This window comes from Streptomyces sp. ISL-11, from assembly GCF_018614525.1.
In the GTDB taxonomy this organism is placed as follows: domain Bacteria; phylum Actinomycetota; class Actinomycetes; order Streptomycetales; family Streptomycetaceae; genus Streptomyces.
In genome coordinates, this window is sequence record NZ_JAGGOL010000106.1 from 19,781 (window position 1) to 39,634 (window position 19,854).

Below are 19,854 nucleotides of genomic sequence, written 5' to 3' on the forward strand. Positions count from 1 at the left end.
TCCGGACCCCGTCCGGGAGGATGGCCGCCCATGACGACCAGCGACGCGCCCGCGGACCGTCGCCCGCGCCGCGCCCGGGCCGCCCTGGCCGCCGCCTTCGCCGTGCACGGCGCGGTCACCGGCGGCTTCGCGACCCGCATCCCCTGGATCAGCGGCCACCTGGGCATCGGCCCCGGGCAGCTCGGCATCGCGCTCGCCTTCCCGGCGATCGGCGCCGCGTGCGCGATGCCCCTCGCGGGCCGGGTCGGCCACCGCTACGGCTCCCGGGCCGCGCTGCGCGGGCTGCTCGCCCTGTACTGCCTCTCCGTCGCGCTGCCCGCTCTCTCGCCCGGCCTCGTCGCCCTGTGCGGCGTGCTGTTCGTCTACGGCGCGACCGCCGGCATGGCGGACGTCACCATGAACGCGCTCGGCGTGGAGACCGAGGAGCGCCTGGGCCGGTCGGTCATGTCCGGGCTGCACGGGATGTGGAGCGTGGGCACGCTCGCGGGCTCGGCGGCGGGCACGGTCGCCGCCCACACCGGGCTCGACGCCCGCCCGCACCTGGGCGGCGCGGCCGCCGTGCTCACGGTGCTCGGGTGGCTCGCCTGCCACTGGGTCCTCGACCTGCGCACAGCGCCCGAGGAGCACCCGCCGCCACGATTCGCGCTGCCGCCGCGCGCGGCGCTCGTCATCGGCGCGGTCGGCTTCTGCGCGGTCTTCGCCGAGGCCGCGAGCCTGGACTGGTCCGCCGTCCACCTCCGCGACGTCCTCGGCTCCGGTCCCGGCGTCGCGGCCGCCGCGACCACCGCGTTCTCGTGCGCCATGGCGGCGGCCCGGTTCGGGGGCGACCCGGCGATCGAGCGGTTCGGGCCCGTACGGACCGTACGGGCGGGCGGCGCGGTGGCGGCCGCCGGCGGACTGCTGGTCGTCCTCCCGACCGGCCCGCCGCAGGCCATCGCGGGCTTCGCCCTCCTGGGCGCGGGCATCGCCGTCGTCGTCCCGCTGGCCTTCGCGGCGGCCGGGCGCAGCGGCCCGGAGCCCAGCCAGGCCATCGCCGGCGTCGCGACGATCACCTACACCTCCGGGCTCGTGGCCCCGGCCGCCATCGGCCGGATCGCGGACGCCAGTTCGCTCGTGGTGTCCTTCGGCGTGGTCACGGCGCTGACCGTGGGGCTGGTGGCGGGGGCAGGGATCCTGCGCGCTCCGGCGGCGGCGAGGGAGTGAGACTCGGGGACGGCAGGATGGGCCGCACGGCGGACCCTCGGGGGTCCTCCGTACGGCCCGTATCACCTGATGGTGGGATGCCGGTTAGAGGATGCCGAGCAGACCGCCGAGGCCGTGCCCGCCCCAGCCGCCGCCCCAGCCGCCGTGGTGGTGGCCGCAGCCGCCGTGGTGGCCGCCCCAGCCGCCACCCCAGCCGCCGCCGTGGCCGCCCCAGTCGTCGTCACAGTCGTCGTGGTGACGGTTGCCCCAGCCACCGCCCCAACCGCCGCCGCCCCAGTGGCCGCCGCAGTCGTCGTCACAGTCGTCGTGGTGGCGGTTGCCCCAGCCGCCGCCCCAGCCGTCGTGGTGACCGCCGCCCCAGCGGCCGTCGCAGTCGTCGTCGTCACCATGACGGTGGTCACGGCCGTGGTGGTGGTCGCCGTGGTGGTGGCCATCACGGTCGTGGTCGTGGTCCCACGCCTGGACGGCGGGGCTGGCCGGGGTGGCCGAGGCCACGCCGGACATCGGGATGATGGCGGCCGCGGCGATGACAGCGGCGGCCGCGGTGCGGCCGACGAGCTTGCGCATAAGTGTCTCCTGGTTGCAGGAATTCGGACACGGGGACGCATACCGCGCAGCACTCCCGAACTTGCCGAAGCCCACGGTCATACAGTCTTACGGGCCACCGATTGGGCCGATTGCAGCACGGGGCGGGGGCCGGGGCAGGGCGGTCAGAGGCCTCCGCCGCACGGGCTCAGCACCCGGCATGTGGTCACCACATTCGGAGCGTCCATCACCTCAGGAGGCCATCACTGACTTCCGGGCTGAAGGAGAAGGCTTTGACCACCTGGCGACGGGCACAGACGAGCACAACACGCACGTTCGATGACGTGCGCATCATTCCCCCGCTCCATCTCCATGCGCTTTCGCCCACACCCGCCGCTGCCAGACGCAAGAGGCGCGGCCCGCCGCAGGCGCAGCCCGCCGAGGCCGTTGCTCCCCTACACAAAAGCTGCGAGGTCCTGCCGTACACCTCCGACAGAACCTCGCAAATATCACTTCAAGCTGCGAATTCGCTTAAAATTTCGCGGCCCGGCCAGACCATCAGAGAGCCGGGGAAGCCTCCAGGACAACCTGTACCTTGGACGGAAATTGAGGATCATCCACCATTACCGAACAGAGCAGAGAGCCACGCCTCCCCTGAAACTGCATTCGAACGTGCTCGTTTGGGTCATGGATGGCTAGCCACCCGGACAGGCAGGGGAGTTCATCCTCGAAGAGCTTCGCGGGCAGCACGGCAGGCGGGGTGGTTTTCCATACATCGCATTCAACTGGTCCGTCAACGCCAGCGCGGACGCCAAAGATGATCGAACTACCCTCTCGATGCCAATTATTTGATAGCGGATCCCAGTCCGTGACGTCATCTTCACTGCCCACATCCCGCAGGATCAGGCATCCATATTCAATTTTCGCCCGAAATGAACGACTGGACTGGCCACCATCAGGACGCCCCCTTCCGCGCCGCCTCGTCGTAACCCGTCGTGCCGCCGTCCAGCAGCGAAGGCTCGCGGCGGCTCGCTGCCCGGGACAGCCAACGCAAGGCGTGGTAGCCGGTGAGCACGATCAGCGTGCCGAGGGCGATGCCGCTCAGTTCGAAGTTGTCGCTGACCTTCAGGGAGACGCCGCCGATGCCGATGACGACGCCCGCGGCGACCGGGACCAGGTTGAGGGGCTGCGCGAAGTCGACCTTGTTCCGGACCCAGATCTGGGCGCCGAGCAGGCCGATCATGCCGTACAGGATGACGGTGATGCCTCCGAGGACGCCCCCGGGAATGGCGGCGACGACCGCGCCGAACTTCGGGCAGAGGCCGAAGAGGAGCGCGAAGCAGGCCGCGGCCCAGTAGGCGGCCGTGGAGTAGACGCGGGTCGCCGCCATCACCCCGATGTTCTCGGCGTACGTCGTGGTGGCGGGGCCGCCCACCGCCGTGGAGAGCATGGTCGCGCTGCCGTCCGCGATGATGGCGATGCCCATCTTGTCGTCGAGCGGGTCACCGGTCATCTCGCCGACGGCCTTGACGTGACCGGCGTTCTCGGCGATGAGGGCCACGAGTACGGGGAGCGCGACGAGGATCGCCGAGAGGGAGAAGTTCGGCGCGTGGAAGGTCGGCGCGCCGATCCAGTCGGCATGGGCGACGCCGGAGAAGTCGATGCGCCAGTGGTCCGTCACCTTGCCGGAGCCGTCGGCCGAGTGGATCTTTCCGGCGGTGCGGTCGAGGACCCAGGACAGCGCGTAGCCGAAGACGAGGCCGAGGAAGATCGCGATGCGGGACCAGAAGCCTCGCAGCACGACCAGCGCGAGCCCCGTGAAGAGCATCGTGGCGAGGGCGGCCCACTGGTCCTGCGGCCAGTACACCTTCGCGGTGACCGGTGCCAGGTTGAAGCCGATCAGCATGACCACGGCGCCGGTGACCACCGGTGGCAGCACCGCGTGGATCACGCGTGCCCCCAGAGCCTGGATGACCACGCCGCAGGCCGCGAGCGCGGCACCCACCACGAGCATGGCACCGGTCAGGGTGCCGGCGTCACCGCCCTGGCTCCCGATGACCGCCGAGACCCCGACGAAGGAGAGCGAGGAGCCGAGGTAGCTGGGCACGCGCCCGCGCGTCATCAGCAGGAACAGCACCGTCGACACGCCTGATGCCATCAGCGCCAGGTTCGGGTCCAGCCCCATGAGGATCGGGGCGACGAAACACGCGCCGATCATCGAGACGACATGCTGGGCGCCGAGCCCGGCCGTACGTCCCCACGACAGCCGCTCGCCGGGCTTGACCACCTCCCCGGGCCTCAGATGCTTGCCATCGCCATGCAGCTTCCATCCGAAGCCCGCCATGATCAATCTCCATTCGCAGGGCCCCCGCGCACCGCGGAGGCCAAGGGGATTCATAGTCGATGGCCGCGCGAGCACCAAACGGACCGGGCAGCCGCGGCGAGCCCTCCGCGCACGGCACCGGCCGCACCGGCCGCATCACCCGCGGCCGTTCATCCGTTCAGGTCATCTGCCGCACCCGATCCCCTACTCTGCGTATATGCATGTCACTCTGTGTGCATGACGATGACATGGGCGCTGCCCGCGGCACCGACGGGCATCGAGGACGTCCTGGCGCGGATGCGAAGGCTGGACGAGGCGCTGCCGCCGCGCGACGGGGTGGCGGTGTTCAACCGGGTCTATCTGACGGTCACGGAGGAGATCGCGCGGCAAGTGGCGGTCGGCGGGTTCGGGGCGGGGAGCGCGGCGGCCGAGCTGGACGTACGGTTCGCCGGGCGGTATCTGACCGCCGTCGACCGGGCGGCGGTGGGGCGGCGGCCGCCCGCGTGCTGGCGGCCGCTGTTCCAGCAGCGGGGCCATCCCGCGGTGCAGCCCCTGCAGTTCGCGCTGGCGGGGATCAACGCCCACATCGGGCACGACCTCGCGCTCGCGCTCACCGACACGTGCCGGGCCCGCGGGGTCGAACCGGAGGCGCTGCAGGCCGATTTCGACCGGGTCGGCGGGCTGCTGGCCACCATGGAGGAGCGGATCCGCGAGGGGCTGATGCCCGGCCCGGACCTGCTGGACGTCGCCGATCCGCTGACCCACCTGGTGGGGTCGTGGAGCCTGGACGCGGCACGCGGCGCGGCCTGGGCGTCGTTCCGGACGCTGTGGGCGGTGCGCGGGCTGCCGGACGTGGCGGGCGAGCTCACCGACCGGCTCGACTCGGGGGTCGGGATGGTCGGCCGGTGTCTGCTGACACCTCTGGGGTGAGGGCCCCCGGAAGGTTCCGGGGACCCTCGAAGGACCGTCAGTCCTCCGGCAGTTCCACCGGCGCGATCTCGTCGTAGACGTCGCCCGGACCGGGGTTGGTGGCGTCCGTGGTGCCGCCGAACTGGTGCATCACGCCCCACACCGCGTTGAGGGCGGTCTGCACGGCGCCCTCGGCCCAGCCCGCCGTCCAGGAGATGTCGTCGCCCGCGAGGAACAGGCCGCGCTTGTCCTCCGGCAGCCGCTCCTGCATGAAGTGGGTGAACAGGCGCCGCTGGTAGCGGTAGTGACCGGGCAGGTTGGCCTTGAAGGCGCCCATGAAGTAGGGCTCGTTCTCCCAGGAGACCGTGACCGGGTTGCCGATGATGTGGCGGCGGATGTCGACCTTGGGGTAGATCTCGCCGAGCGACTTGAGCATGACCTCCATGCGCTCGTTCGCCGACAGCGGCAGCCACTTGAGGCTGTCGTCGCACCAGGTGTACGAGAGGCAGATGACGGCCGGCTTGTCGGGGCCGTCGTCCAGCAGGTAGGTGCCGCGGGTCATGCGGTCCGTGAGCGTCATCGACATCACGTCACGCCCGGTCTCCTCGTCGGTGTCCAGCCAGAACGGCCGGTCGACGGGGACGAACAGCTTGGACGACTCCATGTAGTGGGTGCGCTCCATCGCCGTCCAGTGGTCGATGGGGAAGAGCGAGTCGTCGCACTCGATCTTCGACAGCAGCATCCACGACTGAGCGGTGAAGATCGCCGCCTTGTACGTGCGGATGTCGCCGCTCGCGTCGGTGACCGTGATGCCGTTGCCCGCCGTGCGGTGCAGCCGGGTCACGGCCGGGCGCGGGTCGCCGCCGTGCAGCGAGGCCAGCGAGGTGCCCGGCGCCCAGTGCACGAGCTTCGCGGGCTCGCGGTCCCACAGCCGCAGCGGGAGCTGCTGGCTGCCGCCGACGATGCCGCGGTGGTGGTCGTCCGCCTCGGTGTAGACGACGCGCAGGATCTCCAGGATGGAGTTGGGGAAGTCGGTGTCCCAGCCGCCGGTGCCGAAGCCGACCTGGCCGAAGATCTCACGGTGGCGGAAGGACTTGAAGGCGGTCGACTCGCACAGGAAGCCGTAGAAGGTCTGGTTGTCGAGCTTCTCGACGAGCTTCGCCCAGATCTCCCGGACGCGCGGCACGTCGCGCTCGCGCAGGGCGCGGTTCATGTCGGAGAAGTCGGCGCCCTCCTCCAGGCAGGCGTTCCACGCCTCGGCGACCTCGCGGTAGACCGCGGGCAGGTCGTCGATGGTCTTGGCGTAGTGCGACTCGCCCTTGAGGTCGACGACGGTCGAGGGCGTGTCGGGGGCCAGCGGGTTGGGGAACGGCTTGGTCTCCAGGCCCACCAGGTCGATGTAGTACTGCAGCGCGGTGGAGCTCGGGGGGAAGCGCATCGCGCCCATCTCGGCAGTGAGCGAGGGGTCGCAGCCCTCGAACCCGACGGTGCGCAGCCGGCCGCCGATCTTGTCGGCCTCGTACACGACGGGCTTGAGGCCCATCTTCATCAGCTCGTACGCGGCGATGATGCCCGACAGGCCGCCACCGATGACCGCGACCTCGGTGCCGTGCTCGGTGGCCGGTATCTGGCCGAGGCCCGCCGGGTTGGCGAGGAAGTCGTCGTACGGGAAGGGGAAGTCCGGGCCGAACATCGTGATCGGCGGCAGGGCCGGCTCCGACTGCTCGTCGTGGGCGGCGGTGGGCACCATGGACGTCATCGGCTGAACTCTCCTGCGGGAAGGGGGTGACGGCTCGGGGGGGGAGGCCGCGGGGGCTGCGTCTCGGTGGGGGTCAGGTGAGCGAGGTGTACAGCTCCGGCCGGCGGTCGCTCAGATAGGTGTTCTCGGCGCGGGACGCCTTCAGCAGCGCCGGGTCGACGTCGGCGACGATCAGGTCCTCGCCCAGGCCCGCACGCGCCCGTACGGTCCCGTCGGGGGCGGCGAGACAGCTGAGCCCGGCGAAGGTGAAGTCGCCCTCGGTGCCGCAGCGGTTGGCGTAGGCGATGTAGAGCTGGCTCTCCCAGGCCCGGGCCGGGATGATCGTCTGCGGGACGATCTCGTACGGGCGCATCAGCGCGGTGGGCGCGAGCAGCAGCTCGGTGCCGGCCAGCGCGTGGGCGCGCACCGGCTCGGGGAACTCGACGTCGTAGCAGATCAGCAGGCCGAGGCGGACCCCGTCGAGGTCGGCCTGGACGACGGGGTCGGTGCCGGGCCGGAAGTACGTGGTCTCGAAGTCGCCGAAGAGGTGGGTCTTGCGGTAGTTCGCCAGGCTCGTGCCGTACGGCCCGATGAGCTGGAGCGCGTTGAAGATCACGTCGGCGTCGGCGCGCTCGGGGTAACCGTAGCCGATGGCCAGGCCGTGCGCGGCGGCGATGCGGGCGACGGCCCGGGCGCCGGGGCCGTCGGCGGGCTCGGCGAGGTCGCGGACGGCCGCGCCGAGGGCGTAGCCGGTGAGGAACAGCTCGTTGGCCAGCAGCAGCCGGGCGCCCGCGGCGGCGGCCCGGCGGGCCGCGGCGTCGAGGGAGGCGAGGCTGTCGGCGGTGGAGGCGGGGACGCCGGAGGGGCCCTGGTACAGCGCGATACGCAGCGGCGTCATGCTGCCTCTTTCACCTGTCGAGCTCTACGGTCGAGCGCGCGTTCGTTACGACGCATTGACGGTACGGTCCGGTAACTCCAGCAGACAAGGCGCGTCCGTTGCGTACCGCCGGGCGATACGTTGCGCCTTTGGGCACCTTCACGGCGATTCGTTGCGCGGTGTGACCTGCCGGACGGCCGCGGGGGTGTCCTTCCCCGGTCGAGGGGCCCTCCCCCGTGCGGCGGAGGGTGATCGCCCCGCGGCAGGACGACCGGCGGCGGCCGCGCGCGGGAAGCTGATCGCGGGCCGGGACACCGTCCGGCCGATTCCGCTCCGTACGCCGAAAGGGCAGCCGTCATGCTTCGTCACCGCCCCTCCCTCACCCGCACCCGGATCCGTCTCGCCGCGGTCGGCGGTGCGGCGCTGCTGGCCGCCTCGGCCGCCGGGACCGCCCTCGCCTCCGACTCCGGGGGCGGCGCCGCGGCATCGGCGAAGGAGCCGCGCCTGACCGGTTCCGCGAAGATGTACCGGCCCGCCGGCGACAAGGTCCACTTCACCTTCGACGCGCATGGGCTGCTGGAGAAGGCGAGCGGCACCTTCCGCTTCAGCCATGTCTTCACCAACGGCAGGCACAAGTTCGCCGAGGGCCGGATCGACTGCCTGATCTCGGGCGGCAAGGTGGCAACGGCCACCGGCATCGTCGAGAAGACGGACCTGGAGGGCCTCAAGGGCAAGCGGGTCGGCTTCACCGTGGACGATCACGGCAAGCGGGGCGACCGCCTGGGGTACAGCTGGGTGACCACGAACGACCCCAGCAAGATGAAGGACCTGCCCCCGTGCATGAGCTCCGCGCCGATCGAGAAGCTGGAGAAGGGCGACTTCACCGTGGCTCCGTGGGAGCCGCTGGGCTAGGCCCGCACACGACGTCCCGGACGAGGTCCCGCAGCCAGCGGTGACCGCTGTCCGCCTCGTGGCGCGGGTGCCAGGCCATGCGGATGGACAACGGCGGCAGGTCCAGGGGGATCTCGAAGGTGCGCAGGCCCAGGGCGGCCGCGGCGGGGCCGCCGATCCGCTCGGACATGGTCCCGACGGCGTCGGTGCCGCTGAGCGCGTACAGGGCGGCGGCGAAGGTCGGGACGGCGGCGATGACACGGCGGCGCAGGCCCTGGGCGGCGAGCGCCTCGTCGACGGGGCCGGCGAGCCGGCCGCGCCGTGAGTCGGCGATGTGGTGCGCGGCGGCGTAACGGCGTGGGGTGACGGGGCCGTCGAGCAGGGGGTGCCCGGGGCGGGCGACGCCGACGACGCGGTCCTCCAGGAGCGGCTCGACGCGGATCTCGGGCTCGTCGCGGTCGATGACGCCGAGTTCCAGGTCGATGGTCCCGTCGCGCAGCGGTGCCATCCGGTCCGGGCCCTCGGCCGGGAAGCGCAGGGTGACACCGGGGGCCTGCCGGGCGGCCCGGCCGAGCAGTGCGGCCCCGAAGGCCATGATGTGGCTGTCGTGGGCGCTGAGGGTGAAGGTGCGGCGCAGCGTGGCGGGGTCGGCGGGCGCCCCGGCGACGAAGAGGGCGCGGGCGTCGTCGAGGACCCGGCGCACATCCGCGCGCAGGGCCTGGGCGCGCGGGGTGGGGACCATGCGGCGTCCGGCGCGTACGAGCACGGGGTCGCCCAGGGCGCGCCGGATGCGGCCGAGGGTGCGGCTCATGGCGGGCCCGGAGAGCCCGAGCCGGTCGGCGGCCGCGGTGACGCTCTCCTCGGCGAGCAGCGCGTCGAGGGCGATGAGCAGGTTCAGGTCGAGGCGGCTCGGGGCGTCGCGGTTCCCGGGGCTCTCACCGGGGGCTATGAGCATGGCGCCAGTATCGCGGCCGCGCCGGGCGCGCCCCCGGTGGAGGCCGTCAGGACGGGGCGCCGGAGCTGAAGCGGCGCAGCAGCGGGGAGAGCACGAGCACGGACTTGGTCCGCTCGACGAACGGCTCCCCCGCGATGCGCTCCAGCACGCGCTCGAAGTGGCGCATGTCGGAGGCGAAGACCTGGACGATGGCGTCCGCCTCGCCGGTGACGGTCGAGGCGGACGCCACCTCCGGGTAGCGCGACAGGCCGCGGTGGATCGCCTCGGGCGAGGTGTTCCGGCGGCAGTACATCTCGATGAACCCCTCGGTCTCCCAGCCGAGCGCCGCCGGGTCCACCCGGACGGTGAACCCGGTGATGGCCCCCTCGGCCCGCAGCCTGTCCACGCGGCGCTTCACGGCGGGCGCGGACAGGCCGACCTCGGTGCCGATGTCGGCGTAGGAGCGGCGGGCGTCCTCGGCGAGGGCATGCACGATGCGCTGGTCGAGATCGTTCATCTGTCGCACTGCGGGTGGATCACTTCTCTAGAGGTACCTGTGCTTCCTGGGCGAGCCGCGAGCGGCTCTTCCCGTACATGAAGTAGATCACAAGTCCCACGATCATCCAGCCGCCGAAGTACATCCACGTGCTGCCGGGCAGGCTGAACATCATGTAGACGCACAGGCCGAAGCCGATGGCCGGGAAGGCCGGCGCGAGCGGCACCCGGTGGGAGCCGAGCGGGATCCGTACCCCGGACAGCGGCGTCCGGAAGGTGCGCTTCATGTCGGGGCGGGTGAAGAACAGCACGATGACGGCGATGTTGACCAGCGCGAAGGCGAAGAGGGTGCCGATGCTGGTGGCGTCGGCGAGCTCGCCCAGGGGCACGGCGGCGGCGAGGACGCCGCAGAACAGCGAGACGATCACCGTGTTGGCGCGCGGCACGCCGGACTTCTCGTGGACCTTGGCGAACGTCTTGGGGACGAGCCCGTCGCGGGACATCGCGAAGAGGATGCGGGTCTGTCCGTAGAGGACGGTCAGGACGACGCTGGCGATGGCGATGACCGCGCCGGCGGCCAGGAGCACGGCCCAGAAGCTCTGGCCGGTGACGTCTTCCATGATCCCGGCGAGGGCGGCCTCGGAGCCCTCGAAGTCGCCCCACGGCATGGCGCCGACCGCGACCGCCGCGACCAGGACGTAGAGCGCGGTGACGATGAGCAGCGACAGCATGATCGCCCTGGGCAGGTCCTTCTTCGGGTCCTTGGCCTCCTCGCCCGCCGTGGAGGCGGCGTCGAAGCCGATGTAGGAGAAGAAGAGGCTGGCGCCGGCGGCGCTGACGCCACCGAGGCCCAGCGGCATGAACGGCGCGTAGTTGCCGGCGCGGATGCCGGTGAAGGCGACGGCGCAGAAGAGCAGCAGGGCCACGATCTTCACGCCGACCATGATGGTGTTGACGCGGGCGCTCTCCTTGGCACCGCCGAGCAGGAAGGCCATGCACAGCAGGACGACGAGCAGCGCGGGCAGGTTGAAGATGCCGCCGTCGGTGCCGGGCGGGTTGGCCAGCGCGGCGGGGATGGTCACGCCGATCGTGCCGTCGAGCAGTTCGTTGAGGTATTGGCCCCAGCCGACGGCGACCGCCGCGACGGAGACGCCGTACTCCAGGATCAGGCACCAGCCGCAGACCCAGGCGACGATCTCGCCGAGGGTCGCGTAGGCGTAGGAGTACGAGGAGCCGGAGACCGGGATGCTGCCGGCCAGCTCGGCGTAGGAGAGGGCCGAGAAGAGTGCGGTGATGCCGGCGATGACGAAGGAGATGATCACGGCCGGACCGGCCTTCGGCACCGCACCGCCGAGCACGACGAAGATGCCGGTGCCGAGGGTGGCGCCGATGCTGATCATCGTGAGCTGCCACATGCCGAGCGAGCGGCGCAGCGAGCCGCCCTCGCCCTGGCCGCCCTCGGCGACCAGACGCTCGACAGGCTTGCGCCGCATGAGGCCCGCCGCGTAGCGGACGGCGGCCTGCCGCGGGGACGACTTCTCGTCTCCGGCGGCGGGGGGCGCTGTGCCGTGGTCCAACACTGGGTGGCTCCATTCGTCGCTGCCTGTCGAAGGCGGAGTGGCCCCGGCAGGCCCGACGGCCGCCCGAGGGTGCGCCGGCAGGGCAGAGCAAACCCATTGAATGAGGGGGGACCGCGAGCAAGCGGTATCCGCCACTCCACGTACAGCGCAGACCCTACGAGGTGGGTGGCCGCGCTCGTAATGCACCATTCTTGCGTATGACCGTTCGATCATTGCGCGTGGGGGGCCGGAACGGGCGATCGTTGCACGTCGCATCATGAATCGGTACATGTCGGCGTTCAGGGGGACCATCCGGCCGTGCGTCGGAGCGTCATCCGGCCGTGCGCCGGAGGACCATCCGGCCGTACGTCGGAGCACCGTCCGGCCGTGCGTCGGAGCGTCATCCGGCCGTCGGTCGCGGCGCCGTCCGACGGCCGCGCGGGTGTCCGGCCGGGCTCGGCGGGACGCGCGAAGGGGCGCGGCCTGGAAACCCAGGCCGCGCCCCTTCGATACCGCTTCGGTATCACTTCGGATACCGCGTGACGACTACTGCCAGCTGGCGTGCAGCGGCTTGCCCTCCGCGTAGCCGGCGGCGCTCTGGACGCCGATGACGGCGCGCTCGTGGAACTCCGCCAGGGAGCCCGCGCCCGCGTAGGTGCAGGAGGAACGGACACCCGCGATGATCGAGTCGATCAGGTCCTCGACGCCCGGGCGGGCCGGGTCGAGGAACATGCGGGAGGTGGAGATGCCCTCCTCGAACAGGCCCTTGCGCGCCCGGTCGTAGGCCGACTCCTCGCTGGTGCGGTTGCGCACGGCACGGGCGGAGGCCATGCCGAAGCTCTCCTTGTACTGACGCCCGTCGGCGGTCTGCTGGAGGTCGCCCGGGGACTCGTACGTACCGGCGAACCAGGAGCCGATCATGACGTTGGAGGCGCCGGCGGCGAGCGCCATGGCGACGTCGCGCGGGTGACGGACGCCACCGTCGGCCCAGACGTGCTTGCCGTACTTCTTCGCCTCGGCGGCGCACTCCAGGACGGCGGAGAACTGCGGGCGGCCCACGCCGGTCATCATGCGGGTGGTGCACATGGCGCCGGGGCCCACACCGACCTTGATGATGTCCGCGCCGGCCTCGATGAGGTCGCGCACGCCCTCTGCGGCGACGATGTTGCCCGCGACGATCGGGACCTGCGGGTCGAGCGACCGCACGGCCTTGATCGCGGAGATCATCGACTCCTGGTGGCCGTGCGCGGTGTCGACGACGATCGTGTCGGCGCCGGCCGCCAGCAGGGCCTTGGCCTTGCCGGCCACATCGCCGTTGATGCCGACGGCGGCGGCGATGCGCAGCTTGCCGTCCGCGTCGGTGGCGGGGGTGTACAGCGTGGCGCGCAGGGCGCCCTTGCGGGTGAGGATGCCGGCGAGCCGGCCGTCCTTGTCGACCGCGGGGGCGAGCTTGCGGTGGGCGGCGTCGAGCTGGTTGAACGCCTCGCGGGGGTCGATGTCGGCGTCGAGGAGCAGCAGCTCCCTCGACATGACCTCCGACAGCTGGGTGAAGCGGTCCACGCCGGTCAGGTCCGACTCGGTGACGACACCGATCGGCCGCTGGTCGGCGTCGACGACGACGCCCGCGCCGTGCGCCCGCTTGTGCAGCAGGGACAGGCCGTCGGCGACGGTCTGGGTGGGGGCGAGGACGATCGGGGTGTCGAGCACGTGGTGACGGCTCTTGACCCAGGAGATGACGTCGGTGACGACCTCGATCGGGATGTCCTGGGGGATGACGACGATCCCGCCGCGGCGGGCGACCGTCTCCGCCATGCGGCGACCGGCGATCGCGGTCATGTTGGCGACCACCAGTGGAATGGTGGTGCCCGTCCCGTCGGGGGCGGACAGGTCCACACCCTGACGGGAACCGACCGCGGAACGGCTCGGCACCATGAACACGTCGTCGTACGTCAGGTCGTACGGCGGCTTCTGGTCATTGAGGAATCGCATACTGGCTCTCTCACCTGCGGTTTTATGTACAGAGCGGGTGGGGAGTCAGCACCGAGCCAGCACCGGATCGGGCTGAGGTTCCTGGACCCATCATCCATGATGCGTCGCGCCCGTGGGGAACCGGCGTCCGATTTTTCGCTTTTTCTGTGCCATCGGCCAAGGGCGGGTTTCCCTTCCTGTCGCTTCGACCAGGGAGGGGAGACGGAGCACTGCCGGAGGATCGACCGGATACGGCCGCGGTGCCCCGGTACGGGCCGCTTCGAACGCGGCCCTCGGCCCCGCGCGACCGCGGTGAGGTGCGACCGCGGACCGCGCGGCGGTCCTGAGCGGCACCTCACCTCGTACGGCGGTCAGAGACCGTCGGGGTCCGCCCGGTCCAGGGCCGGGCGCGGCCCCGGGCCCGTCTCCAGCAGCAGGTAATCCGCGGCGGCGGTGTCGGTGACCAGGCTGGTGACCAGCCCGGACCGCAGCACGGCGCCGATCGCGGCCGCCTTGCGCAGCCCGCCGGCGATCGCGACGACCTCCGGTATGCGGCGCAGCCGGTCCGCCTCGACGGTGATGCAGCGCTCGCCGAGGTCGCGGCCGATGCGGCGGCCGTCGGCGTCGAAGAGGTGCGCGGACATTTCGGCGGCGGCACCGAGAGAGGCGTAGTGCGCGCGCTCCTCCTCGGTGAGCATGTCGTAAACGGTCGAGATGCCCGGCGCCCAGGAGCCGATGGAGACGGCGGCGACGGTGACCTTGTCGAAGTAGTCGAAGGCCCGCGCGATGCCCGTCTGGCCGCGCAGCGCGGCGGCGGTGGCGGAGTCGGGCAGCAGCATCGGGGCGTAGATGGGGTGCGCCTCACCGCCCGACACCTGCGCCGCCCGGCGCACGGCCTCCACCGAGCCGCGCTCGGCGGTGCCCGCGTCGTAGACGCCGGTGAGCTGGACGACCGTGCAGGGCGGCAGCCGGTGCAGGGCCGCGGCCATGTGAATGGTGGAACGGCCCCAGGCGAGGCCGAGCACATCTCCCTCGTGCACCAGCTCACCGAGCAGGTCCGCCGCCACCTCGCCGAGGTTCTCGGGGTCGGGCGCGTCGTCCGCGGCGTCCGCCGGGGACTCGACGACCACGGCGTGCCGCAGGCCGTAGCGGGCGCGCAGCGCGTCGGAGCGCTCCGCGTCCAGCTCGGCCGGCACCCGGATCTCGATCCGTACGAGGTCGCGCTCCAGGGCCGTCTCCAGCACCCGGGCCACCTTGAAGCGGCTCACGCCGAACTCCTCGGCGATCTGGATCTTCGACTTGCCCTCGAGGTAGAAGCGGCGGGCCATGGCCGCCGCCTGCACCAGCTCGGCGGGCCCCATCGGCGTGGCTGAACGGCCCGTCGACACCGCGGTCTCCTCACTTCTGTGTTCAAGCTGTTGGACTCGACCATCATCCTGTCAGATGCGGCGGTCCTTGATCAGGCCCTGTCCCCTCGCGCTCAGTATTTCGGGCGAGCGCGGGGGCCGCTCAGTGGGAGCAGGCCCAGGGTGCCACGGCCGTGGCCTGCTCCGCCTGCGCGCGCAGGGAGCGTACGGCCGCCGCGGGGTCCTCCGTACCGTAGACGGCGGAGCCGGCCACGAAGACGTCCGCGCCCGCCTCCGCGCAGCGCTCCACGGTCTCCGCCGAGACGCCGCCGTCGACCTGCAGCCACAGCTCCAGGCCGTGCCGGGAGATCAGCTCACGGGTGCGGCGGATCTTGGGCAGCATGATGTCGAGGAACGCCTGGCCGCCGAAGCCGGGCTCCACGGTCATGATGAGCAGCATGTCCAGCTCGGGCAGCAGGTCCTCGTACGGCTCGATCGGCGTCGCCGGCTTGAGCGCCATCGAGGCGCGCGCGCCCTTGGCCCGGATCTCCCGCGCCAGGCGTACGGGAGCGGCGGCGGCCTCGGCGTGGAAGGTCACCGAACCGGCCCCGGCCTCGACGTACTGCGGCGCCCAGCGGTCCGGGTCCTCGATCATCAGGTGGCAGTCCAGCGGGATGTCCGTGGCCCGGCTCAGCGACTCGACGATCGGCACGCCGAGGGTGAGGTTGGGCACGAAGTGGTTGTCCATCACGTCGACGTGGAGCCAGTCGGCACCCTTGACCGCCCGCGCCTCGTCGGAGAGGCGGGCGAAGTCGGCGGAGAGAATGCTGGGATTGATCTGCGCGGCCATAGCCCAAGCCTGCCATGTCGCTGCCGCGGGCCTTGCACGGGAGTGGGCGTTCAGACGCTCGGAGCGCTGTGCCACCGGGTGGCGGGGGCCTCCCGCGGCGGGGACGAGCGAGCGGGCCCCGCTCCTTCAGAGCCCGGCCGCGACAGCTCGGACCTCGGTGGGCCTTCGGCCGCGGGCCGTCTTTGCCGCCTGCGGCGGCGGGCGCCCTGCGGGCGCGTCCTCAAACTCCCCCAGCTACCGCTGGGGGTGCCCCCAACGGGCTTGATTGTGGCTGAGCTCAGCCACAATCATGTCCGCACGACACGGCCTACGCGCCCGCTCACATGATCCGCCGGAGACGGCCTACGCCGTCCGTCGCAGCAGCGACAGATACATCGCGTCCGTGCCGTGCAGATGCGGCCACAGCTGCACGTCCGGGCCGTCGCCCAGGGCGGGGACGTTCTGCATGTACGGGCGGGCGTCGATCCGCTCGGCGCTGACGCCGTCCCGCTTGAGGACGTCGTCGACGACCGCCTTCGTCTCGGCCGGGTGGGGCGAGCAGGTCGCGTAACCGACCACGCCGCCGACCCGCACGGCGCGCAGCGCCTCCCGCAGCAGGTCGCGCTGGAGCGGCGCGAAGCCGGCCAGATCCTCGGGACGGCGCCGCCAGCGCGCCTCGGGACGGCGCCGCAGGGCACCAAGACCCGTGCAGGGGACGTCGACCAGGACGCGGTCGAAGACGCCCTCCCGCCACGGCGGACGCGTGCCGTCCGCGGCGATGACCTGGTACGGGCCGGGGTTGCCGGCCAGCGCCCGCTCGACGAGGCGGGCCCGGTGCGGCTGCTTCTCGGAGGCCAGCAGCGCCGCACCCCGCTCCGCGGCGAGCGCGCCGAGCAGGGCGGCCTTGCCGCCGGGGCCCGCGCACCCGTCCAGCCAGCGGCTGTCCGGGCCCTCCACGGGAACCGCCGCCAGGGCCAGGGCGACCAGCTGGCTGCCCTCGTCCTGCACGCCCGCACGGCCCTCGCGCACGGCGTCCAGCGCGCCGGGCTCGCCGCCCTCGGCGAGCCGCACGGCGTAGGGCGACCAGCGGCCCGGCAGCGCCGAGTCCTCGCCGACCGCCGCCAGCAGTTCCCCGGTCGTGGCCCGGCCGGGGCGGGCCACGAGGGTGACCTCGGGACGTTCGTTGTCGGCGTCGAGCAGGTCCTCGATGCCGGCCCGGCCGCCGCCGAGCGCGTCCCACAGGGCGGAGACGATCCAGCGCGGGTGCGAGTGGACGACGGCGAGGTGGTCCTCGGGGTCGTCCTCGTACGGCGGGGCGACCTTCTCCAGCCAGCCGTCGAGATCGTGGGCCGTGATCTTCCGCAGCACGGCGTTGACGAACTTCGCCCGCCCGTCGCCCAGCACGACCCGAGCCAGCTCGACGCTGGCCGACACCGCCGCGTGCGCCGGGATGCGCGTACCGAGCAATTGGTGCGCGCCGAGGCTGAGCACGTCCAGCACCGGCGGATCCACCTCGCGCAGCGGCCGGTCCACGCAGGCGGCGATGATCGCGTCGTACGTGCCCTGGCGGCGCAGCGTCCCGTAGACCAGCTCGGTGGCGAGCGCGGCGTCGCGCGCCTCGAAGCCCTCCTGCTCGCGGGCCTTGCGCAGCAGCGGCGGCAGGACGAGGTTCGCGTAGGCGTCCCGCTCGTCGACGGCCCGCAGTGCCTCGAAGGCGAGGATGCGCACCGGGTCCTTCTTGGGCCGGCGGTAGGGCTTTGCGGGGCGGCCGGGCCGCTGGCGAGACGCCTGATCGTTCACGAAAGGTGCTCCGGGGCAGGTGTGGTGAAGAGGTCCAGCCTACGCGCTGCCGTCAGGCCGCGCCGAGCCGCTCGCCTGCGGCGATGCGGACACCGCGGGCCCAGTCGGCGGCCTTCATCGGCTTCTTGCCCTGCGGCTGCACCCACAGCAGTTCCACCGCGTGCGAGCCCGTGCCGACGTGGACGGAGTTCTTGGCCGCGGCGATCTCGCCGGGCGCCAGTCCGGTGCGGTCGGGGGTGACCGCGACCGACATCAGCTTCAGCCGCTCGCCACGGAAGAGCGTCCAGGCGCCGGGCGCCGGGGCGCAGCCGCGCACCACGCGGTCCACCCGCAGGGCGGGCGCGGACCAGTCCAGCTCGGCGTCCTCGACATTGATCTTCGGGGCGAGGGAGATGCCCTCGGTGGGTTGCGGGACGGCCTTGAGCGTGCCGTCCTCGATGCCGTCCATGGTCGCCGAGAGCAACCCGGAGCCCGCGAACGCGAGCCGCGTCAGGAGGTCACCGCTGGTGTCGGTGGGGCGCACGTGCTCGGTGAGCACGCCGAAGACGGGACCGGAGTCCAGGCCCTCCTCGATCAGGAAGGTCGAGGCGCCCGTGACCTCGTCGCCGGCGAGGATCGCGTGCTGGACGGGCGCCGCGCCGCGCCACGCGGGCAGCAGCGAGAAGTGCAGGTTGACCCAGCCGTGGGCGGGGATCTGCAGGGCGGCCTTGGGCAGCAGCGCGCCGTAGGCGACGACCGGGCAGCAGTCGGGGGCGATCTCGCGCAGCCGGGCGAGGAAGTCCTCGTCGCGCGGCTTCACGGGCTTGAGCACCTCGATGCCGGCCTCCTCCGCTCGCTGGGCGACGGGGCTGGCGACCAGCCGGCGGCCGCGCCCGGCCGGGGCGTCCGGGCGGGTGACGACGGCGACGACCTCGTGCCGGTCGGAGGCGAGCAGGGCGTCGAGAGCGGGGACGGCTACCTCGGGGGTACCGGCGAAGACGAGCCTCATGGGTGACGAACTACCTCTCCTCAGGCACCGAGTGGAACAGCCCACCAGTCTAGAGGCCCGCTATCCGGGGGCGTACGGGCCCTCACGCGCCCCATTCCGATGGATGTGCGCCCCCATACCGTGACCCGGCGGCCGGTGGCGCGTTGTGGTCAAGAGAGATTGACCGTAACGGGCCGCGGCTGCGGCCCGCTTCCGTTCCTTGTCAACTCTCGCCTTTTTTAGTCCGTTTACCCCGCCGGTCCGAGAGGCTTCTTCATGGCCGACCACGCAACCCACGACGCCCAGGCACGGGCCAGCCTGCATCTTCTGGTCCGGGACATCGAGCGGGTCCGCAGGCAGGTGGACGCCCTGCGCACCCTCACCGCTCAGCTGGGCAATGTCTACCGCCCGCGGCGCACCGGCCCGTCCGCCGGCTTCGTCGTCTACGGGCGGGCTCCCGCGCCGACCGTACGGCTGGCGCAGGAGCTGCGGGACAGCGTCGAGACCCTGGTGACGGCGGCGGTGGACTTCGACCGGTCACTGGGCTTCTCCTGGGACGCGGTGGGTTCGGCGCTGGGGGTCACCAAGCAGGCGGTGCACCGCCGTTACGGCGCGCGCCGCACCAGCGGTCAGGCCGCCACGGAGGCGGCGGAGGCGGTACGCAGCGCCGAGCCGGCCACCGTCCCGGTCGTCCCCGCCGCCCGCACGGTCCCGGGCCCGCCGGCGGTCCCCCTCCGCGAGGAACCGCGCCCCCCGGCCTTTCCGGGCCCGCGCAACGGGTAGGCGTGCCGCCGGCTCGACCGCTCGGATTCGTCGAGCCGATCGGAGGCCGGCGAGGCCACCACGGCCCCGACGGCTTCGGACAAGTCGAGCCCTGCGAGCCCGGTCCGAGCGCGCCGCCCGTGGCGGCTGTTCGTCACAGACGGCGGTGACGGCTCACGCCGAGGCACCGCCGGAGCACGCCGCTCGACTCCTCGCCGTCCCGGCCGGTGGACGGGCTCGGGCCACCGGGCCGCCGCCTCTCTCTCCCGAGATCGGCCACCGCCACCCGTCCCGCCCCTCCTCAGCCGATGTCCGGCGGATCGATCCGCAGACGCACCGGCTCGCCGTCCCGGCGGGCCAGTCGTGTCGCCTGGGCCGTCTTCAGGGCCGCCGCCAGCTCGCCGCCCTGGCCCGGGCGCACCCGCAGCAGGGCCCGCTCCCAGTGCTCCCCCGGTGGGGGGTCGCCCTGGCGGCGCGGGCGGCCCGGGGCCGTCACCGGCAGCGGCACCGGGCCGAGCACCTCCGTACCGGCCGGCAGCTCCGCCACGGCGATCAGGTCGGCGACGGCCTCCGGGGGTCCGGCCACCGCGGCCATCCGGGACACCGGCGGGAAGCCCAGCTCCGCCCGGTCGGCGAGCTCGCGCACCGCGTGCCCGGCCGGGTCCCAGCGGACCAGGGCCTGCACCGGCCGCAGCGTCGGCTCGGCCACGACGACCACCGTGCCGCCC

At 72.5% G+C, this 19,854-nt stretch carries 16 protein-coding genes and 1 pseudogene; 4 read left to right on the forward strand and 13 right to left on the reverse strand.

Annotated elements, in window-relative coordinates; translation table 11 throughout:
* Positions 1-30 precede the first annotated feature (30 nt).
* The gene (locus tag J7E86_RS21565; RefSeq protein WP_215083377.1) at positions 31-1,203 is read left to right on the forward strand and encodes an MFS transporter; all 1,173 of its coding nucleotides are present in this window, start codon (positions 31-33) and stop codon (positions 1,201-1,203) included.
* 84 nt (positions 1,204-1,287) lie between these two features.
* On the opposite strand, the gene J7E86_RS21570 is transcribed toward J7E86_RS21565, so the two are convergent.
* Together J7E86_RS21570 and J7E86_RS21575 are read right to left on the reverse strand one after the other, a co-directional pair.
* Complete coding sequence (locus tag J7E86_RS21570) at positions 1,288-1,770, reverse strand: hypothetical protein (protein ID WP_215083378.1); 483 nt, start codon at positions 1,768-1,770, stop codon at positions 1,288-1,290.
* A gap of 913 nt (positions 1,771-2,683) precedes the next feature.
* Positions 2,684-4,072, reverse strand: coding sequence for a uracil-xanthine permease family protein (locus J7E86_RS21575; RefSeq protein WP_215083379.1), 1,389 nt, complete (start codon positions 4,070-4,072; stop codon positions 2,684-2,686).
* Between the two features lie 216 nt (positions 4,073-4,288).
* Here J7E86_RS21575 and J7E86_RS21580 point away from each other — a divergent pair, with 216 nt between their 5' ends.
* Complete coding sequence (locus tag J7E86_RS21580; RefSeq protein WP_215083380.1) at positions 4,289-4,981, forward strand: DUF5995 family protein; 693 nt, start codon at positions 4,289-4,291, stop codon at positions 4,979-4,981.
* A gap of 37 nt (positions 4,982-5,018) precedes the next feature.
* On the opposite strand, the gene J7E86_RS21585 is transcribed toward J7E86_RS21580, so the two are convergent.
* Positions 5,019-6,719, reverse strand: coding sequence for an NAD(P)/FAD-dependent oxidoreductase (locus tag J7E86_RS21585; protein ID WP_215083381.1), 1,701 nt, complete (start codon positions 6,717-6,719; stop codon positions 5,019-5,021).
* A gap of 73 nt (positions 6,720-6,792) precedes the next feature.
* On the reverse strand, positions 6,793-7,596 hold the full coding sequence (locus J7E86_RS21590; RefSeq protein WP_215083382.1) for a carbon-nitrogen hydrolase family protein: 804 nt from the start codon (positions 7,594-7,596) through the stop codon (positions 6,793-6,795).
* Between the two features lie 336 nt (positions 7,597-7,932).
* Here J7E86_RS21590 and J7E86_RS21595 point away from each other — a divergent pair, with 336 nt between their 5' ends.
* On the forward strand, positions 7,933-8,487 hold the full coding sequence (locus J7E86_RS21595) for a hypothetical protein (RefSeq protein ID WP_215083383.1): 555 nt from the start codon (positions 7,933-7,935) through the stop codon (positions 8,485-8,487).
* On the opposite strand, the gene J7E86_RS21600 is transcribed toward J7E86_RS21595, so the two are convergent.
* The 8 genes from J7E86_RS21600 to fmt all read right to left on the reverse strand — a co-directional run bounded on the left by J7E86_RS21600 (position 8,456) and on the right by fmt (position 18,385).
* A complete protein-coding gene (locus J7E86_RS21600; protein ID WP_215083384.1) occupies positions 8,456-9,421 on the reverse strand; it encodes a LysR family transcriptional regulator in 966 nt (321 codons plus the stop codon). The two genes, J7E86_RS21595 and J7E86_RS21600, sit on opposite strands and share 32 nt — an antisense overlap.
* A 46-nt stretch (positions 9,422-9,467) precedes the next feature.
* Positions 9,468-9,917: an Lrp/AsnC family transcriptional regulator gene (locus J7E86_RS21605; protein ID WP_215083385.1), complete on the reverse strand. Its 450-nt coding sequence runs from the start codon at positions 9,915-9,917 to the stop codon at positions 9,468-9,470.
* A 19-nt stretch (positions 9,918-9,936) separates the two neighbouring features.
* Positions 9,937-11,475: an amino acid permease gene (locus tag J7E86_RS21610; protein WP_374223838.1), complete on the reverse strand. Its 1,539-nt coding sequence runs from the start codon at positions 11,473-11,475 to the stop codon at positions 9,937-9,939.
* Positions 11,476-12,000: 525 nt separating this feature from the next.
* Positions 12,001-13,443 carry a GuaB1 family IMP dehydrogenase-related protein gene (locus J7E86_RS21615; protein ID WP_215083386.1) on the reverse strand — a complete coding sequence of 481 codons (1,443 nt, stop codon included), beginning with the start codon at positions 13,441-13,443 and terminating at the stop codon, positions 12,001-12,003.
* A 350-nt stretch (positions 13,444-13,793) separates the two neighbouring features.
* Positions 13,794-14,783, reverse strand: a complete 990-nt coding sequence (locus J7E86_RS21620) for a sugar-binding transcriptional regulator (protein ID WP_215083394.1) — start codon at positions 14,781-14,783, stop codon at positions 13,794-13,796.
* A gap of 148 nt (positions 14,784-14,931) precedes the next feature.
* Complete coding sequence (gene rpe / locus J7E86_RS21625; RefSeq protein WP_215083387.1) at positions 14,932-15,618, reverse strand: ribulose-phosphate 3-epimerase; 687 nt, start codon at positions 15,616-15,618, stop codon at positions 14,932-14,934.
* 342 nt (positions 15,619-15,960) lie between these two features.
* Positions 15,961-17,397, reverse strand: a complete 1,437-nt coding sequence (locus J7E86_RS21630) for an RsmB/NOP family class I SAM-dependent RNA methyltransferase (protein ID WP_215083388.1) — start codon at positions 17,395-17,397, stop codon at positions 15,961-15,963.
* A 52-nt stretch (positions 17,398-17,449) separates the two neighbouring features.
* The gene (gene fmt / locus J7E86_RS21635) at positions 17,450-18,385 is read right to left on the reverse strand and encodes a methionyl-tRNA formyltransferase (RefSeq protein WP_215083389.1); all 936 of its coding nucleotides are present in this window, start codon (positions 18,383-18,385) and stop codon (positions 17,450-17,452) included.
* 255 nt (positions 18,386-18,640) lie between these two features.
* Here fmt and J7E86_RS21640 point away from each other — a divergent pair, with 255 nt between their 5' ends.
* On the forward strand, positions 18,641-19,147 hold the full coding sequence (locus J7E86_RS21640; RefSeq protein WP_215083390.1) for a hypothetical protein: 507 nt from the start codon (positions 18,641-18,643) through the stop codon (positions 19,145-19,147).
* 280 nt (positions 19,148-19,427) lie between these two features.
* On the opposite strand, the pseudogene J7E86_RS21645 reads toward J7E86_RS21640, so the two are convergent.
* A pseudogene (locus J7E86_RS21645) lies at positions 19,428-19,854 on the reverse strand (primosome assembly protein PriA); the annotation flags it as partial.

Excerpts from the sequence above, each read along its gene's own strand:
- J7E86_RS21565 (WP_215083377.1), top strand. The coding sequence starts at position 31 with ATGACGACCAGCGACGCGCCCGCGGACCGTCGCCCGCGCCGCGCCCGG.
- J7E86_RS21570 (WP_215083378.1), bottom strand. The coding sequence starts at position 1,770 with ATGCGCAAGCTCGTCGGCCGCACCGCGGCCGCCGCTGTCATCGCCGCG.
- J7E86_RS21575 (WP_215083379.1), bottom strand. The coding sequence starts at position 4,072 with ATGGCGGGCTTCGGATGGAAGCTGCATGGCGATGGCAAGCATCTGAGG.
- J7E86_RS21580 (WP_215083380.1), top strand. The coding sequence starts at position 4,289 with ATGACGATGACATGGGCGCTGCCCGCGGCACCGACGGGCATCGAGGAC.
- J7E86_RS21585 (WP_215083381.1), bottom strand. The coding sequence starts at position 6,719 with ATGACGTCCATGGTGCCCACCGCCGCCCACGACGAGCAGTCGGAGCCG.
- J7E86_RS21590 (WP_215083382.1), bottom strand. The coding sequence starts at position 7,596 with ATGACGCCGCTGCGTATCGCGCTGTACCAGGGCCCCTCCGGCGTCCCC.
- J7E86_RS21595 (WP_215083383.1), top strand. The coding sequence starts at position 7,933 with ATGCTTCGTCACCGCCCCTCCCTCACCCGCACCCGGATCCGTCTCGCC.
- J7E86_RS21600 (WP_215083384.1), bottom strand. The coding sequence starts at position 9,421 with ATGCTCATAGCCCCCGGTGAGAGCCCCGGGAACCGCGACGCCCCGAGC.
- J7E86_RS21605 (WP_215083385.1), bottom strand. The coding sequence starts at position 9,917 with ATGAACGATCTCGACCAGCGCATCGTGCATGCCCTCGCCGAGGACGCC.
- J7E86_RS21615 (WP_215083386.1), bottom strand. The coding sequence starts at position 13,443 with ATGCGATTCCTCAATGACCAGAAGCCGCCGTACGACCTGACGTACGAC.
- J7E86_RS21620 (WP_215083394.1), bottom strand. The coding sequence starts at position 14,783 with ATGGGGCCCGCCGAGCTGGTGCAGGCGGCGGCCATGGCCCGCCGCTTC.
- rpe (WP_215083387.1), bottom strand. The coding sequence starts at position 15,618 with ATGGCCGCGCAGATCAATCCCAGCATTCTCTCCGCCGACTTCGCCCGC.
- fmt (WP_215083389.1), bottom strand. The coding sequence starts at position 18,385 with ATGAGGCTCGTCTTCGCCGGTACCCCCGAGGTAGCCGTCCCCGCTCTC.
- J7E86_RS21640 (WP_215083390.1), top strand. The coding sequence starts at position 18,641 with ATGGCCGACCACGCAACCCACGACGCCCAGGCACGGGCCAGCCTGCAT.